Annotated in this window: 7 protein-coding genes; all 7 read left to right on the forward strand. The window is 43.0% G+C overall.

Annotation, left to right across the window (positions count from 1 at the left end):
• Positions 1-300 precede the first annotated feature (300 nt).
• The 7 genes from SNE26_RS01815 to SNE26_RS01845 all read left to right on the forward strand — a co-directional run bounded on the left by SNE26_RS01815 (position 301) and on the right by SNE26_RS01845 (position 16869).
• On the forward strand, positions 301-3600 hold the full coding sequence (locus SNE26_RS01815) for a TonB-dependent receptor (protein ID WP_321557675.1): 3300 nt from the start codon (positions 301-303) through the stop codon (positions 3598-3600).
• Between the two features lie 26 nt (positions 3601-3626).
• Positions 3627-5396, forward strand: coding sequence for a RagB/SusD family nutrient uptake outer membrane protein (locus SNE26_RS01820; RefSeq protein ID WP_321557676.1), 1770 nt, complete (start codon positions 3627-3629; stop codon positions 5394-5396).
• 77 nt (positions 5397-5473) lie between these two features.
• Complete coding sequence (locus tag SNE26_RS01825) at positions 5474-9088, forward strand: VCBS repeat-containing protein (protein WP_321557677.1); 3615 nt, start codon at positions 5474-5476, stop codon at positions 9086-9088.
• 10 nt (positions 9089-9098) lie between these two features.
• Complete coding sequence (locus SNE26_RS01830; protein ID WP_321557678.1) at positions 9099-10421, forward strand: vanadium-dependent haloperoxidase; 1323 nt, start codon at positions 9099-9101, stop codon at positions 10419-10421.
• Between the two features lie 15 nt (positions 10422-10436).
• Entirely contained in the window at positions 10437-12002 is a 1566-nt protein-coding gene (locus SNE26_RS01835; RefSeq protein WP_321557679.1) for a VCBS repeat-containing protein, read from the forward strand.
• 19 nt (positions 12003-12021) lie between these two features.
• Positions 12022-13575 (forward strand): VCBS repeat-containing protein, encoded by a 1554-nt coding sequence (locus SNE26_RS01840; RefSeq protein WP_321557680.1) that lies wholly within the window; start codon positions 12022-12024, stop codon positions 13573-13575.
• A 504-nt stretch (positions 13576-14079) separates the two neighbouring features.
• Positions 14080-16869 (forward strand): sugar-binding domain-containing protein, encoded by a 2790-nt coding sequence (locus SNE26_RS01845; RefSeq protein ID WP_321557681.1) that lies wholly within the window; start codon positions 14080-14082, stop codon positions 16867-16869.
• Positions 16870-16884: the final 15 nt, after the last annotated feature.

The raw sequence follows: 16884 nt of genomic DNA on the forward strand, positions 1-16884 counted from the left end.
ATATTATTATAACATTTTAACTTGAATGTTGCTTCAGCAGCGGGAGCACAAAAAAGGTGATTACACGGATAAAAAAGTTTAAAAAAATTATACGAGAGAAGTTCATATGATAAAACTTTTACATTTTTTACTTTCCAACACTTCATCTTCAATTAATCTGGTTAACAGGGCCTATCTCACAATCGCCCCGTATAAACAGGTTGCCCGCAAGCGTGCAATTTTTCATTTTAAAACATAGCACCACCAATTATCGACCAAAAAGCTTAAATCAAATATATTAATCAACTAAATCTCAATCTCATGTTTAAAAGTTTACTCCTAAAAGGAAGATACTTGGGTTTGCTGCTATGCTGCCTGGTATCTTCATTGGTAGTTACAGCACAAACAAAGTACAAAGGTAAGGTTATCGGCTCCGACGATAAATTACCCATTGTTGGCGCGTCTGTACGCGTTAAAGGTACAAGTACTGGTACTGTGACCGACGTTAACGGTGATTTCACCTTAACCTTAAGCCCGGGCAATACCCTGGTAGTTACCTACATCGGTTATCAAAGTACCGAGGTTAAAGTAGGTACCGACGCAAACCTGCGTATTACGTTACAATCTGGTAGCAGCACATTGAATGAGGTAATTGTAACGGGCTATACGGCTCAGCGTAAAAAGGACATTACCGGTTCAATTGCTGTTGTTAACGTGGCCAGCTTAAAAACTGTGCCTGCGGCCAACACTGCTTCTTTATTGCAAGGGCAGGCTGCTGGTGTTACCGTAATTAACTCGGGTAACCCTGGTGGCGGAGCCACTGTTAACGTACGTGGTGTGGGTTCGATCTTCAGTACTGCACCGCTTGTTATGATCGATGGTGTTCAGGGGTCACTTAATGACATCAACCCCAATGATATCGAATCTATCCAGGTACTGAAGGACGGTTCAGCCTCAATATATGGTGTGCGTGGTTCAAATGGTGTAGTTGTGGTAACAACTAAAAAAGGTAAAAGTGGTGGCACAACAATTACTTATGATGCGTTTTACGGTACACAACGCCCATTGGCCGACGGCTTTAAACTGGCCGACACTAAAACTTATGTTCAAGCAATTTATGAATCATATTTAAATAGCCCTAAAGCTGATGGCACAAGCCCATTAGCTGATGGTAACTCTCAATATGATCCCGGAAAAACACAAAAGTGGACAATTCCTGATTTTATTACTCCTGCCGGTGCGCACATTGGTGATCCTGGTACTACTGCCGACTGGTATAATTTGGATCCTAATAATGGTAATCCGTTAGATCCATTGCGTTTAAATCCTGCAGGTACTGATAAACTTGGCGCAAACAATATAACGCTTGCCAATAAACAGGGTACCGACTGGTTTCACGAAGTATTTAAACCGGCTCCTATTCAAAGTCATAACATTACAGCAAGTGGTGGTAGCGAAAAATCTACCTACTTAATGTCTGTTAACTATTTTAATCAGCAAGGTACGTTAATTGATACTTATTTTAAACGTTATTCAGTAAGGGCTAATACAACGTTTGCGCTTGGTAACCACGTGCGGGTTGGTGAAAATGCTTATATATTTTACAAAAGAAGCCCTAACCTGAGCAATAACCAAAACGAAGGTAACGCTGTATCATATATCTACCGAGAACCTCCTATTATCCCGGTTTATGATATTAAGGGCAACTTTGCAGGCACCAGGTCGGGAAGTTTAGGTAACTCAAGCAACCCGGTAGCTGTTCAGGAACGTACAAAAAATAATAGGAATAATAATTGGGACATAGTTGGTAACCTGTTTGCAGAGGTTGATTTCTTGAAACATTTCACCATCCGCACTCAATTTGGTGGTACTGTGGATAATTACTACTACTATTTCTTTACGCCAACAGCTTACGAAAACTCAGAAGGTAATACTTCAACAAACGGTTTTACCGAAGTTGCAGGTTACAATAGTCAGTACACCTGGACCAATACCTTAAACTACAACCAGCAATTTGGTAAACACAACGTTAAGATACTGGCCGGTTCAGAAGCAGTTACAACCTATCGTCGTGGCATCCGTGCAGGCGGTGGTAATTATAACCTTACTTTCCTTCCTAACTATGTTACCGTTGCAAATGGTGTAAATGCGCCAAGTAATGGTGTTGATCAGCTTTTTGATTCCGGTTTGTTATCTTACTTTGCAAAAGCCGATTACACCTTTGACGACAAATATATCGTTGGTGGTACAATACGCCGCGACGGATCATCCTATTTTGCTAATGGCTATCGTTGGGGCACCTTCCCGTCGGCAAGTATCGGTTGGAGGATCTCCAAAGAGTCGTTCATGAAGGATATCAGTTGGTTAAGCGATTTGAAACTACGTGCCAGCTACGGTAAGTTAGGTTCATTAAATGGTGTTGAAACAAGGTTGAGTAATGCGTACACTTTGTATATACCATCAAATGGTAACGCGAACTACGATATTGATGGTACTGGTAATAAAACAGTTACAGGTACTTATCGTAGCCAATTAGGTAACATCAGTACTTCATGGGAAAATGATATCATCAAAAACATTGGTTTTGACGCGACACTCTTCAATAACAAGTTAGACTTATCAGCCGAATATTTCCGTAAATCAGTTACCGGCTTGTTATTCGTTTCAACCGATCCTTCCATTGCCCTTGCCCCGGTTGCGGTTCCAAACCTGCCTTATGTTAACGGTGGTAACATTGTAAACACCGGTTTTGAGGTAACAGCAGCTTATCATGGGGGGGCAGCCAACGGTCTTAAATATGATCTGTCATTAAACTTAAGCCACTACGATAACAAGGTTACAGATTTGAACGGTTTGAAATATCAAAACCGCAATAGTAGCGGTTCAACCCGTATTCAAAACTTTGTAAGATTGCAGCCAGGCCAACCCGTAGGTGCATTTTATGGCTATAAAGTTATTGGCTTGTACAGGGATGCTGCTGATATAGCCGCTTCTCCAACTGATGGTAACGCGCGCCCGGGTTTATTCAAATATGCCGACGTAAATGGAGATGGTAAGATCTCTGTAGATGATAAAACATTTATTGGTAATCCTAACCCTAAATTTACAACAGGTTTTACACTTAACCTGGCTTACAAAAACTTTGATTTAAATGCATTCCTGTATGGTTCATTTGGTGCCAAGATCTTCAATTACGTTAAATACTGGACTTACTTTCCACAGGTATTTACCGGTAACGTAAGTGCCGATATATTAGGCCCTAAAGTTTGGAGACCAGGTGCAGATAATTCAAAAGCAACTATTCCTGTGTTAACAAGAACAGCCAACGCGGATAACACAGGCGAGCCCAACTCATGGTATGTTGAAAATGGTAACTACTTAAGGTTAAAATCATTGACTTTAGGCTACACCATACCTAATTCAAAAATTAAAAGCTTAGGTGTTAAAAGGTTAAGGGTTTATTTCCTGGCAAACAACTTATTTACAATTACAAAGTATTCAGGTTTAGATCCTGAGCTTCAACCATCTAACCTGAGTGATAATACCAGTTTCGGTATCGACTTTGGCAACTATCCGGCTAATCAAAAAATTTACAATATTGGTGTCAACGCCACTTTTTAATACGTAAAATTTTATAAATAAAAGTTATGAAAAAATTACAAGCAAAACTGATCGTACCACTGATAGTGCTATCGGTGTGCCTGGTATATGCATGTCGAAAAAATATACTTGACAGGCCGATCCTGCAAAGTTTAAATAAAGAACTTTTGTCTAACAAGGCTGGAGTAGAAAGTTTACTTATAGGCACTTATTCGCTGTTAGATGGTGTTGGTGGGATAGGTGGTGGTATTAACGCTGCCGGTTCAAACTGGTTATTTGGCAGCGTGGCCGCCGGCGATGCTTACAAAGGCTCGGAGCCATCTGATGGTGGTAACGACGCATTGCCAGTTGGTAACTTTACTTACACCACCTCAAACCCTTATATTCAATCAAAATACACCTTGTGTTTTAGCGGTGTTGTGCGTGCAAATGACGTATTGCGCATTTTGCCTTTGGCCAAGGATATTTCGGCCTCTGAGGCAAAACGAATAATGGGTGAAGCTAAGTTTTTAAGGGGATACTACTACTTTGAGTTGAAGAAAATGTACAACATGATCCCTTATGTTGATGAAACTGTTACCGATGGCAACCAGCCCAACGATAAAGATATATGGCCTGATATTGAAAAAGATTTACAAGCAGGTATCGACAATATCCCGGCAACCCAGCCAAACAAAGGACGTGCTAATAAATGGATAGCTGTTGCTTACCTGGCGAAGGCTAAAATGTTTCAGCATAAATTTGCCGAAGCAAAGGCTTTGTATGATGATCTGATAACCAACGGAATCAAACCCACCGGCGAAAAGTTTGCATTAAACGATAACATGCAAAAAAACTTCAGCCCCAATTCGGCTCAAAAAAACAGTGTTGAATCGGTGTTTGCAGCTCAGGCTTCAGTAAATGATAACTCAGGCGGTAACAACGGTAACACTGGCGACGAATTGAACTTCCCTTACAACAGTGGTCCCGGCGCATGCTGCGGTTGGTTCAACCCTTCCCAATCATTAGGTAACTCGTTTAAAACAGATGATAATGGTTTGCCGTTGTTTACCACGTTTAACGATGGGAAAAAAGTAAGCGGTAAAACTGATCCTTACACCGGTAATGTGGATCCGCGTTTGGATATTACAGTAGGGCGTCCTAATATTCCATATTTGGACTGGGGCAATCCTGAGCCAAAATGGATCCGTGACCCTACGGATGGTGTATTCAGCCCACGCAAAAACGTATATTCATCAAGCGAAAAAGGTACCAACTCAAGTACTGAAAACTACTGGGCTGCTAACGAAGTTACTTCAAACAATGTTAACCTTATGCGTTGGAGCGATGTGCTTTTAATGGCTGCAGAAGCAGAGGTAGAAGTAGGTGATGTTAACAAAGCGTTAACTTACGTTAATATGGTACGTACGCGTGCTGCCAATCCTATTTGGTGGGTCTATAAAAACAGCGACTATGACGCCACAAAGTCTGAGTATACAGATAAAACCACCAAAGCTGATAAATACGTAGTTAGCCCTTACCCTGCTGGTGCGTTTGCTGATAAAAACTATGCCCGCACAGCTATTCATTTCGAAAGAAAGCTGGAATTGGCTATGGAAGGCCAGCGTTTCTTCGATTTACAACGTTGGGATCAGGGTACAGGCAGTATGGCTAATGAGATTAATGCGTTTTTTGCATATGATATAAACATCAACTCGCAATTAAACGGTGCGCATTTCACAAAAGGTAAAAATGAGTATTATGCAATACCTCAAAACCAGATCGACCTTTCAGGTGCAACAGGTTCTTCAAAACTTAAACAAAACCCTGGTTATTAATTAACCATTGATTTTAAATATTTAACTTTAGGTGGAGATAATTATCTCCACCTTTTTTTATAGTTTACTAACCAATAATGAAGTACACCCTTCCCCTTGTATGCCTGGTTGCCGTTTTATTTAGTGCCTGTAAAAAAGCTACACTTTTTGAACAGGTCCCTTCTTCGCATTCGGGTATTACCTTTAATAATAAAATTGTTGAAAATGATACCATAAACCCCCTTACCAAACTTAACCTGTATAATGGTGGCGGTGTGGGAATAGGCGATTTCAATAATGATGGCTTGCAGGATATCTACTTTGTTGCCAATACCACATCAAATAAACTATACCTTAATAAAGGCGATATGACGTTTGATGATGTTACATCAACCGCAGGTGTTGGCGGCAGCGGCGGATGGGGCAGGGGAGTGGCCGTTGTTGATATCAACAACGATGGCCTTATGGATCTTTACGTATGTTATACCTTGCTTGATGATTCGGTTAAGCGCACCAACCTGCTTTACGTAAACCAGGGCATAGGTAAAGATGGTGTACCACGTTTTAAAGAAATGGCTAAAGAATATGGCCTTAATGTAAAGCTTCACTCAACCATGGCTTCGTTTTTTGATTATGATAACGATGGCGACCTGGATATGTACCTCACGGTTAATGAGGCTGTAGCCGGCGATAATCAAAGCACATTCAGGCCGATAATTACTAATGGAAGTCACCGGAGCACCGGACAGCTTTACCGCTGCGACTGGGATCCGGCGCTAAAACACCCGATTTATACCAATGTATCAAAACAGGCAGGCATCGGCACCGAAGGCTACGGTCACGCGGCTACCATTGTTGATATTAACCGCGACGGATGGAAAGACATTTACGTAACTAACGATTTTTTAACCGATAACATTTTATACATCAATAACGGTAACGGCACTTTTACCGATAAGGTACAGGAATATTTTAAACACACCGCCTTCAGCGCCATGGGGCAGGATATTGAGGACGTGAACAATGATGGCCTTGCTGATGTTTTTGAGGTGGACATGAACCCCGAGGATAATTACCGCAAAAAGATGTTCATGCCGCCTAACAATTACCAGGTATTTCAAAACTTTGACAGGTATCAATATCAATACCAGTATACCCGTAATACTTTACAATTGAATAATGGTCCGCGAATTGGCAGCAATGATTCCATCGGTGATCCTTCATTCAGCGATGTGGCTTTTTTAAGTGGTGTTGGACAAACAGACTGGAGCTGGGGGCCCATGATAACCGATTTTGATAATGACGGCTACCGTGATATCGTAATAACCAACGGCTATCCGCGCGATGTAACCGATCATGATTTTATAACTTTCAGGCAAATGGCCTATTCGGTAGCGTCAACCCAACAGGTGCTCGACCAGATCCCGATTGTGAAAATACCTAATTACGCTTTCCGTAATACTAACGGAGTGCAGTTTGAGGATGTAACCAAAAGCTGGGGACTTGGTACCCCCTCGTTTTCAAATGGATGCGCCTATGCCGACCTGGATAATGACGGCACAATGGATATGGTGATCAACAATATCAATGATGAAGCCATGATCTACAGAAATACCTCCCGTAAAAAAGCAATAAACAGTAGTAACTACTTACATATACAGTTTCATGGCGGGGCTAAAAACCTTAACGGCCTTGGCGCTTTTGCCGATATTTATTACGATCATGGCAAACACCAGTACTATGAAAATACACCTTACCGCGGTTATTTATCCACCATACAGGATATTGCCCACTTTGGCCTGGGTAATGTATCTCAACTCGATTCGGTGGTGATCCGCTGGGATAACGGTGAAAAACAGTTGCTTACCAATGTTAAAACTAATCAAACACTCCAGGTTAAAATTGGCGATGCAAAGCTTGATTATAACAATAAACAGCCTTCGGTTGATAACACCGCATTGTTCAAAGATATCACTCAATCGGCAGGTATAAGCTACAAACATAACGATCAGGATTATATCGACTTTAATGTTCAGAAACTGCTTCCGCATAAACTGTCGGAATATACGCCGGCCATAGCGGTTGGCGATGTAGATGGTAATGGTTTGGACGATATGGTGGTTGGCGGTACTACCAAATACCCGGCTCAATTACTATTGCAGCAGGCCAGTGGCAAATTTATTCAGCGCGACCTGGTACCTCAGCCCAAAACTATTGCCCCCGTTGGTAATCCTAATGATATGGCGCATATGATATCGCCGGTTAGGGTTAAGGATGAAGGTATGCTGCTTTTTGATGCCGATGGCGATGGCGACCCTGATCTTTATGTAGCCAGCGGCGGTTATGAAAGTGAGCCCGGTTCATCAAACTACCAGGACAGGCTTTATGTTAACGATGGTAAAGGAAACTTTAAACTGCAGCCGGATGCCCTGCCTAAAAACCTCACCAGTAAAATGTGTGTGAAAGCGGCAGATATAAACCGTGACGGCAAAATGGACTTGTTTATATCCGGCCGTGTAGATCCCTGGAACTATCCTAAGCCGGTTTCAAGTTTTATTTTGCGTAACGACAGCAAAAACGGCGTTGTTAAATTTACCGACGTATCTGCATCGGCAGCAAAAGAATTGAATAATATTGGCCTGGTTTGTGACGCCACATTTACCGATTTTAATAACGATGGCTGGCCCGACCTGATCCTTACCGGCGAATGGATGCCTATCACTTTCCTTAAAAATGATCATGGGGTATACAAAAACGTAACGCAAAACACCGGCGTTGAAAACAAGCTTGGTTGGTGGAACACTATTGCCTCCGGCGATTTTGACCACGACGGTGATACGGATTACATTGTAGGCAATACCGGTTTAAATACTTTTTATAAGGCAAGCGATCAATACCCTATTTATATTACCGCTAAAGACTTTGACAACAATGGCAGTTATGATGCTTTCCCTTCCGTTTTTCTGAAGGATCAGGATGGACAGCTGCAGGAATTCCCGGCTTTTGGCCGCGATGATATTGTGAAGCAAATGATCAGCATGCGTATCAGGTTCCAGAATTACCGCTCGTTTGCAACAGCAACAATGGATTCGGTGATCACACCAAAAATGCGTGAGGGCGCATTGCGTTTAAAAGTGAACTACCTGCAGTCGGTTTATTTGCGTAATGACGGCGGTGGTAAATTTACCGCCATTCCGCTGCCGGTTGAGGCGCAAATGTCTGAACTATGCGGCATTACTGTTGATGATTTTGATGGTGATGGTAACCTGGATGTTGCACTGAACGGCAATGACTATGGCACCGAAGTGGCAACAGGCCGTTACGATGCTTTTAACGGTTTATTGCTAAAGGGTGATGGTAAGGGAGGTTTTAAACCGCTTAGCATTATGCAAAGCGGTATTTATATTCCGGGTGATGGTAAGGCTTTGGTGAAACTTAAAGGGGCCAGGGGTAATTACTTATTGGCAGCTACTCAAAATCGTGACAGGATGAAATTATTTGAGCTGAAAAGGCCCGTTAAAACGTATAGCCTGCAGCCGCTTGATGTATTTGCAACCATAAAATATAAAAATGGTAAAACTGCTAAACAGGAGTTTTATAATGGTAATTCTTTCTTGTCTCAATCGGGCAGATTCATTAATATTGATGATAACATGGCATCGGTAACTGTAACCGACAGTTATGGCCATCAACGAAATGTACCAATTAACTAAACTATTATAAATGAGATGCTTTAAGATATTTATAGCCGTTGCGGGTTGTGCCCTTATTTTAGGCTGCGGAACTAAGCCTAAAAAGATCCCGCTGATCAAAGATGCTGATGTTATTCATAACAACGTTGATCAGCTTACGCAGGTTATTATTTATGATGTATTCAGCCCCCCGGTTTCAAGTCGTATTTATGGATATACCACGCTGGCAGCATATGAGGCGCTTCGTTATCAAAATCCCGATTATAATTCAATTACCGCACAGTTAAAGGGCTTTGGAAAACCGCCCCAGCCGCAGGCCGGGGTAAAGTATAATTACACGCTCGCGGCAACATCGGCATTTTTTGCAGTAGCTCATAAGGTTACCTTTTCTATCGATTCGCTCAAAAAATACGAGGCTAAGGTTTATGCCATGTATAAAGATAATCTTGATGATTCAACCTATGCCCGCTCAATGGCATTTGGCGAAAAGATAGGTAAGTACATTTTAAAAAGGGCAGCGGTTGATAATTATCCCCAAACCCGCGGCAAGCCAAGGTTTTTGGGTAATGATAATCCTGGCAACTGGCATCCTACACCTCCCGATTACCTGGACGGCGTAGAGTTTTGCTGGGGTACTATGCACACCTTCGCGGTTGATACCTCAACCATGTTCCCGTTGCCGCCCCCGCCCGCCTTTAGTGAGGATAAAAACAGCGAGTATTTTAAGCAAACACAGGAGGTATATGACCTGAGTAAGCACATCACACCAGAACAGGTAGAGATTGCCCGTTTTTGGGATGATAATCCCTTTGTGATTCAGCATAACGGTCATATGATGTTTGCCAATAAAAAAATCACTCCTGGTGGGCATTGGATTGGTATAACAGCTATTGCCTGTAAGCAAACCCATGCTGATGTTATAAAAACCGCCCAGGCCTACGCGCTTACTTCAATAGCTTTGTACGATGCCTTTATTTGCGGCTGGCAGGTTAAATATGAAACTAACTATATAAGGCCCGTAACTATTATTAACGATAAAATTGACCACGACTGGCTACCTATGCTGCAAACGCCGCCATTCCCCGAATACCCGAGCGGGCATAGTGATATAAGTGGTGCTTCGGCGGTGGTACTTACGCATTTATTTGGCGATAATTTTGCCTATCAGGATACCAGCGATCTGCGTTATATAGGCATGCAGCGCCATTTCGACTCATTTTTGAAAGCTGCCGATGAAACCTCGATAAGCAGGTTTTACGGTGGTATCCACTTCCGCAATAGCGTTGATCAGGGTGCTGTACAAGGCAAACAGGTAGGCGAATACATCTGGAAAAAATTAAAACTTAAAAAATAAGAGGTTAGCTATTTTATGAATTTTAAAAAAAGCGTATTAACCATATCATATCTTTTTTCATTCTCTGCATTATTAGCCGGTTTAACGCTCATCAATGGTTGCAAGCGTAAACCGGCATACCAACCTTATAAGTTTACCGGCGACGTTATAGTTGATGGTAAAAACCTGATACAATTAAAGTGTACCCGTTGCCACTCGTTAGTGCCCGTTGATGCATTGCCAAAAGATGTTTGGCTTAACCACACACTGGTTAATATGGCGCCGCTGCTGCATATCTCAACTTACGGAGGCTCGTCATACTATAAAAACAATCCGCTTGATACTGCCGGTGCAACTATTGCCGAATGGACAGCCATTTTAGATTATTATAAAAAGGCAGCGCCCGACACCTTGCTGCCGGCTAAAAAGCCCATCCCATTGATAAATGATTGGGCTGGCTTTACGCTTAAAAAGCCTGCACCGGTAAGTTACACCGCTTTTACTACCATGCTTGCTACTAATGCGGCTACAGGGCGTATGTATAGTGCCGATGCGGTGGATGAAAAATTGAATACCTGGGATAATAATTTAAAAATGGACTCCCTCGCGAAATTTCCATCAGCTGCAGTTGGAGTTAGTTTTGGCAAGGATAGTATCGGGAACAATGTGGGCTTTTTCGCCTGCATCGGGCGTATGGCACCGGTTGATTTTCCGAATGGTAAAGTAGTTAAAGTGAACCTTGACGCGCAGCATGTTAACAACGAACAAACTTATATCGCATCAGATCTGCCCCGGCCCGTTGGTACGGTAACAGGCGATTTTAATAAGGATGGCTTGCAGGATGTTGTAGTTTGCGGCCAGGGTAAGTTTAAAGGCGGCGTTTACCTGCTCAAACAAAATAAAGATCATACTTATGAGCAACAAACTATTTACGATAAGCCAGGCGCGGTACAAGCTTTAGCCGGCGATTTTAATAACGATGGATGGACGGATGTGATGCTCCTGACTGGCAGCGGTGATGAAGGGCTTTGGCTGTTATTAAATGATAAAAATGGAGGGTTTACTACGCGAAACCTGCTGCATTTCCCGCCGGTGTATGGTTCAAGCAGCTTTCAATTGGTTGATATGGACCATGACGGCAAGCTTGACCTCGTATTAACATGCGGCTATAACTACCGCGATTCACGGATCCTTAAGCCGTACCATGGTTTGTACATTTTTACCAATACAGGCGACTGGAATTTTAAACAACGCTGGTTTTACCCTGTAAACGGCTGTACAAAAGCCATTGCTGCCGATTTTGATGGCGACGGTGACATTGATATTGCTACTATAGCCTTCTTCGCTGATATGAAAAATACACCAGCCGAAGAGTTTGTTTATTTTGAGCAGGCTAAACCTTTCGATTTTAAACCCCATGCTTTACCAATTAGCCAGCTTGGTCACTGGATGTGTATGGAAATGACCGACCTGAACAAGGATGGCAAGCCCGACCTTGTGTTAGGTAATTATGCTGATGGCTTTATGTTTCAGGACGGTTTTAAACCCAATTGGGATCAGCACCTGCCCCTGATCGTACTTGAAAATCACACTAAAAAGTAAAGCTATATCCAAATTGTAGATGAGGAAAGAAGGAGGTGTGAAGGTAAAAAAGCTTAACATATTATTACTGGCCACGGTACTGATTACTATTTTGATAGCAGCTTTAAACAGCTGCGGCAATAATGAACCGAGCGACGAAGAGCTTTTGGCAGATGCAAAAAAGACGGCCGTCAAGCATTGCGGCAGCTGCCATGAGCCGCCCGATGCTTCATTGTTGGATAGCGTCACCTGGGATAAATATATCCTGCCTGCGATGGGACGTAAATTAGGCATGCAGCCTTTTATGGATCAATACATAGCCGGGCCAGGGGCCACACTATCACTTGCCGATTGGACAAAGATTGTGGTTTATTACCGGTACGCTTCGCCTAAAAAACTAAAAATTCCCAAGCCCGGTGCAGTGCTCGATTCGGCTATATTTTCGGTAAAAAGGCCTGCTAATATTGACACTAAATCGGGAGAGGCCATGACCACAATGGTTAAGTTTAATGATGTTGACGGACATTTTTATACAGGCGGTGCCGGCAATAAGCTTTACCGCTGGAATAGCGACCTCTCGGCTACACTGATCAAAAAATTCCATTCGCCGATAACTGATGCTACGTTTTATCGGTCAGTAACAGAAGCCAATAGCGCCGTAATCACCTGCATCGGGATCCTGCCGCCAAACGACCAGCTTAAGGGCACACTAACACATATTAATCTCGACGGGAAATCAAAAGATACGTCTTTAATGGCCGATAGCCTGCCGCGCCCGGTTAAAAGCGCTGCGGCCGATTTCAATAAAGATGGCCTGATGGATTATGTAAGCTGTGGTTTTGGCCGCGATAGGGGTGGTTTATTCCTCTTGCAGCAAGGGGCTAACCATACCTTCAAAAGAAAGGTCATCCGTGCTGTTCCAGGCCCGGAAATTGTTTATACAGGTGATTTTAACGGAGATGGCTGGCCTGACATTGCCTGCCTGTTTGCCCAGGCCGATGAAGGCATCTGGCTGTTCCTGAATGATAAAAACGGGCGCTTCACTACCAAAAACATCATGCGTTTTCCGTCTGTATATGGTTCGAGCAGTTTTCAATTAGTTGATATTAACCACGACGGTAAACTTGATATAGTATATACTTGCGGAGATAACAACGATTACTCTCCCATATTTAAGCCCTACCATGGTGTTTACATTTTTACAAACCAGGGCAACTGGAAATTTAAGCAAACCTACTTTTACCATATCAATGGCTGCTCCAAAGCCATAGCTGCCGATTTTGATAAGGATGGGGATCTCGACCTGGCCGTTATCGCTTTCTTCCCCGATTATAAATATCATCCTACCGAAGGTTTTACCTACCATGAACAGCTTAGTCCGGGTAAGTTTAAAGTTCATGAGGTACCGGTTAATTTATTAGGCCGATGGATTTCGATGGATGCCGGTGATATTGACGGCGATGGCGATACCGATCTTGTCTTGGGTAATTTTTCGGTAGGGGCACAGGGCCTCATGAACCAAAAGGACTATAAACCCAATTGGGATCTGTATGAACCTGTCATTGTGCTGCAGAATAAAACCATCAAAAAGTAGTTTTCATTATTCTTTTCTTGAGGATGTATCATAAATCGAATTGACCACCCTTCGTGTTTTGTTGCCTGTGAATTGATATTTAGCTGCTAATATTTATACAAAAAGGGGTTAACACATTTTTAGTATAAAAAACACTCAATTAATTGATTATTAATTACATACGTAAATGTTAACCCTGAATTCTGTTAACCCTGTTAACCCCCGATTGTCAGTAGAGTCAATCCAACTGCAAACTATATATCGCTCCGCCGTTGTTGGTGTTGTCACCAACAACTTTTTCTGCGTCAACATAGCTGTTTAGGGAAAATGTTGGTGACAACACCAACATTGGCCGGGGGCGTTCCTCATCGCAATGGCATGGTTTTTAAAAATGTTCCGCCAAATCAGTAAAATGTTTTACTAAATCCCTAAAACGTATCATTTGTACAACAAATTGATAAATAAGTACAGCTGTATCTGGCTGTATGTTAAGTAGTTTTACAACGATATTTATTAATATATTAAATGAACAAAAGTATCTGCTCTGCTTTAAATCTGATAGGCGCCTGTCTTTTGCCTGCCTTTGTATCGGCACAATCAGGAGTTGTAAAACAAGTTAAATTAAGCAATTTCGATCTGCAATCCTCTGCATTGATAAGTGCCTCCGGCCCCGAACTTTCCAATGCGCAATATCATTCACCAGTATATTGGTTCCCGGTAAAAGTGCCCTCAACAGTACTTACCGGATTAGTAGCTAACCATATTTATCCCGACCCGTACCAGGGGCTGAACAATTTGCTGATTCCTGATGCCTCCGATCAATTCAACAAAGAATATAACCTGGAACAATACAGTCATTTACCTAATGACCCTAATCCCTGGAAAAAACCTTACTGGTACCGCACTACTTTTAAAGTGCCAGCTGGCGACAAAGGCCGCCGTTTTCAATTGATATTTAAAGGGATCAACTACCGGGCAGCTGTATGGCTTAACGGCAAGCAAATTGCCGACAGCACCCAAATGGCCGGAATGTTTGCCGAGCATAACCTGGATGTAAGCGATGCTGTTAAAGCCGGTGCCGAAAACGCCCTCGCAGTAAAAATATATCCGCTTGATTATCCGGGCTATCCTGCAAAAGAGCAATTAAAAGCACTCGGCCCGTTTTATGAAAATGGAGGCCCTTCCGGTGATATCGGCAAAAACGTGACTATGCTTTGTTCATCGGGCTGGGACTGGATCCCGCCGGTGCGCGACCGTAATATGGGCATCTGGCAACCGGTTTTTTTACGTACTACTGGTGCGGTGACTATTGGCAGGCCAAAACTGGTTACTGATTTACCAAGCCTGCCTGATACAGGTATAGCTAAGCTTTCGTTAAATTTAACATTGACCAACAATACAACCGCAACGCACGGTGGTAAGCTAACTGTTAGCATAAAACCCGACAATTTTGCAGGTGCTCCGGTTCAGTTTAACCAACCTGTAGTAGTGCCAGCCAGTGCTGAAAAAGTGGTGGAGTTAAATGCAGATAAGATTAGCCAGCTGATCATCCGTCAGCCTAAATTATGGTGGCCTAATGGTTATGGTAAAGCAAACCTGTACCGTATCCGTATGCAATATGCCGAGGGAAACACGATAAGCGATGATACCACTTTTGTATTTGGGATCCGCAAGGTTGCCTCAAAAGCCGAAACCACAGCCAACGGTTTTGTGCGCCGTAAGTTTTATGTAAACGGTAAGGAAGTGCATTTGGTAGGTGGCGCCTGGGTACCGGATATGATGGTAAACCGCGATTCTGCCCGTTATGATTATGAAATGCACCTTTGCCGCAATGCCAATGTTAACCTGGTACGTATTTGGGGTGGTGGTGTTACCGAGCCCGATGCTTTCTGGAATGCTGCCGATAAATATGGGCAAATGGTATGGTCGGATTTTTGGATCACCGGCGATACCCAGGGCGAATTTAAAGGCTCGCCAGATTGGCCGCTTGAAGGCAACGTGTTCATTAAAAACGTGGAGAGCACCATTTATCGCATCCGTAACCACCCAAGTTTATTGGTATGGACTGGGGGGAACGAAGGCCACGCCCGTAAAGAATTATATGATGTAATGCGTAATGATATCATCACTTTAGATGGTACACGTCCGTTCATTCCAAGTTCGTCCGGCTTTGCCAAACTGCCTGCCGGTTGGAAAGGCTCATGGCCTGATGAGATGCCATCGGGCGTTTACAGCGGCGGCCCGTACGAGTGGAAAGACCCTAAAGACTACTACAAGCTGGCCAATGATGCTAAGGACTGGGTGTTTAAAGACGAAACCGGCCTGCCGTCACAACCACCGTATACAACGTTGCCAAAGATCATCCCTAACCTGGTTTGGGATACCAATTTGCCTTTCCCCCTTAATAATTCATGGGGCTATCATGATGCGGCTACCGGTGCAGGTAAGTATGATAAGTACTATGAAGAAATGGCCAAAAGGTATGGTAAGCCAAGCAGTATTGTTAATTTTTCAGACAAGATGCAGCTCATGAACGCTGTAGGATACCAGGGTATTTTTGAGGCCGATGGTCATAAATTGAACGAAACAGGTGGCGTGATGCTCTGGAAGCTAAATGCAGCCCTGCCAAGTGTAATATGGCAGATTTACGATTGGTACCTTGAACCTAACGCAGGCTACTACACCATGCAAAATGCCTGCGAACCTATCCACATTCAGTATAATTATGATAATTCGTCGATAGCTATTATAAACCGTACGCACCATGCAACCGGCAGTTTAACCGCAACGGCCGATATTTATGATATCAGTAGCAAGCTGGTTAAATCGGCAAAGGTTGGTAATGTAGGGCTGTCACAAACAGGTGTTAAGGAAGTGATACAGCTTAAAGATGCCCTTGCAGCCAGCAGCGGTGTAAGCTTTGTGGTGTTGAACCTGACCAATAACGCAGGCAAAACAGTATCACACAATGTATACTGGCTTTCAGCTACCGATGACTTTACAACGCTGAATGATATGAAGCATGCACAGGTACAAGCCAAAGAAATCAAAGCCGAAAAAAGTGCAAGCGAAAATAAATGGACTATGCAGTTCACCAATAACTCAAACCAACTGGCGTTCTTCGTCCGCCCGCAACTGATGAAAAATGGTGAAGAGGTGATGCCAAGCTACTGGACAGGTAATTATTTTAGCCTTGCCCCGCATGAAAGTATCACTGTGTCCGTTAGTGCCCCGGTAGCTAAGCTGGGTACGGTAAAACCAACAATATTGCTTGAAGGCTGGAATTTGGATAAGCAGGTGATAGCATTGCAGTAAGAGCTTTTCATTTAA

The sequence above is a fragment of the Mucilaginibacter sp. cycad4 genome (assembly GCF_034263275.1).
Lineage (GTDB): Bacteria > Bacteroidota > Bacteroidia > Sphingobacteriales > Sphingobacteriaceae > Mucilaginibacter.

What these genes read in the sequence shown, in the direction of transcription:
- SNE26_RS01815 (WP_321557675.1), top strand. Translation starts at nt 301, where the DNA reads ATGTTTAAAAGTTTACTCCTAAAAGGAAGATACTTGGGTTTGCTGCTA.
- SNE26_RS01820 (WP_321557676.1), top strand. Translation starts at nt 3,627, where the DNA reads ATGAAAAAATTACAAGCAAAACTGATCGTACCACTGATAGTGCTATCG.
- SNE26_RS01825 (WP_321557677.1), top strand. Translation starts at nt 5,474, where the DNA reads ATGAAGTACACCCTTCCCCTTGTATGCCTGGTTGCCGTTTTATTTAGT.
- SNE26_RS01830 (WP_321557678.1), top strand. Translation starts at nt 9,099, where the DNA reads ATGAGATGCTTTAAGATATTTATAGCCGTTGCGGGTTGTGCCCTTATT.
- SNE26_RS01835 (WP_321557679.1), top strand. Translation starts at nt 10,437, where the DNA reads ATGAATTTTAAAAAAAGCGTATTAACCATATCATATCTTTTTTCATTC.
- SNE26_RS01840 (WP_321557680.1), top strand. Translation starts at nt 12,022, where the DNA reads ATGAGGAAAGAAGGAGGTGTGAAGGTAAAAAAGCTTAACATATTATTA.
- SNE26_RS01845 (WP_321557681.1), top strand. Translation starts at nt 14,080, where the DNA reads ATGAACAAAAGTATCTGCTCTGCTTTAAATCTGATAGGCGCCTGTCTT.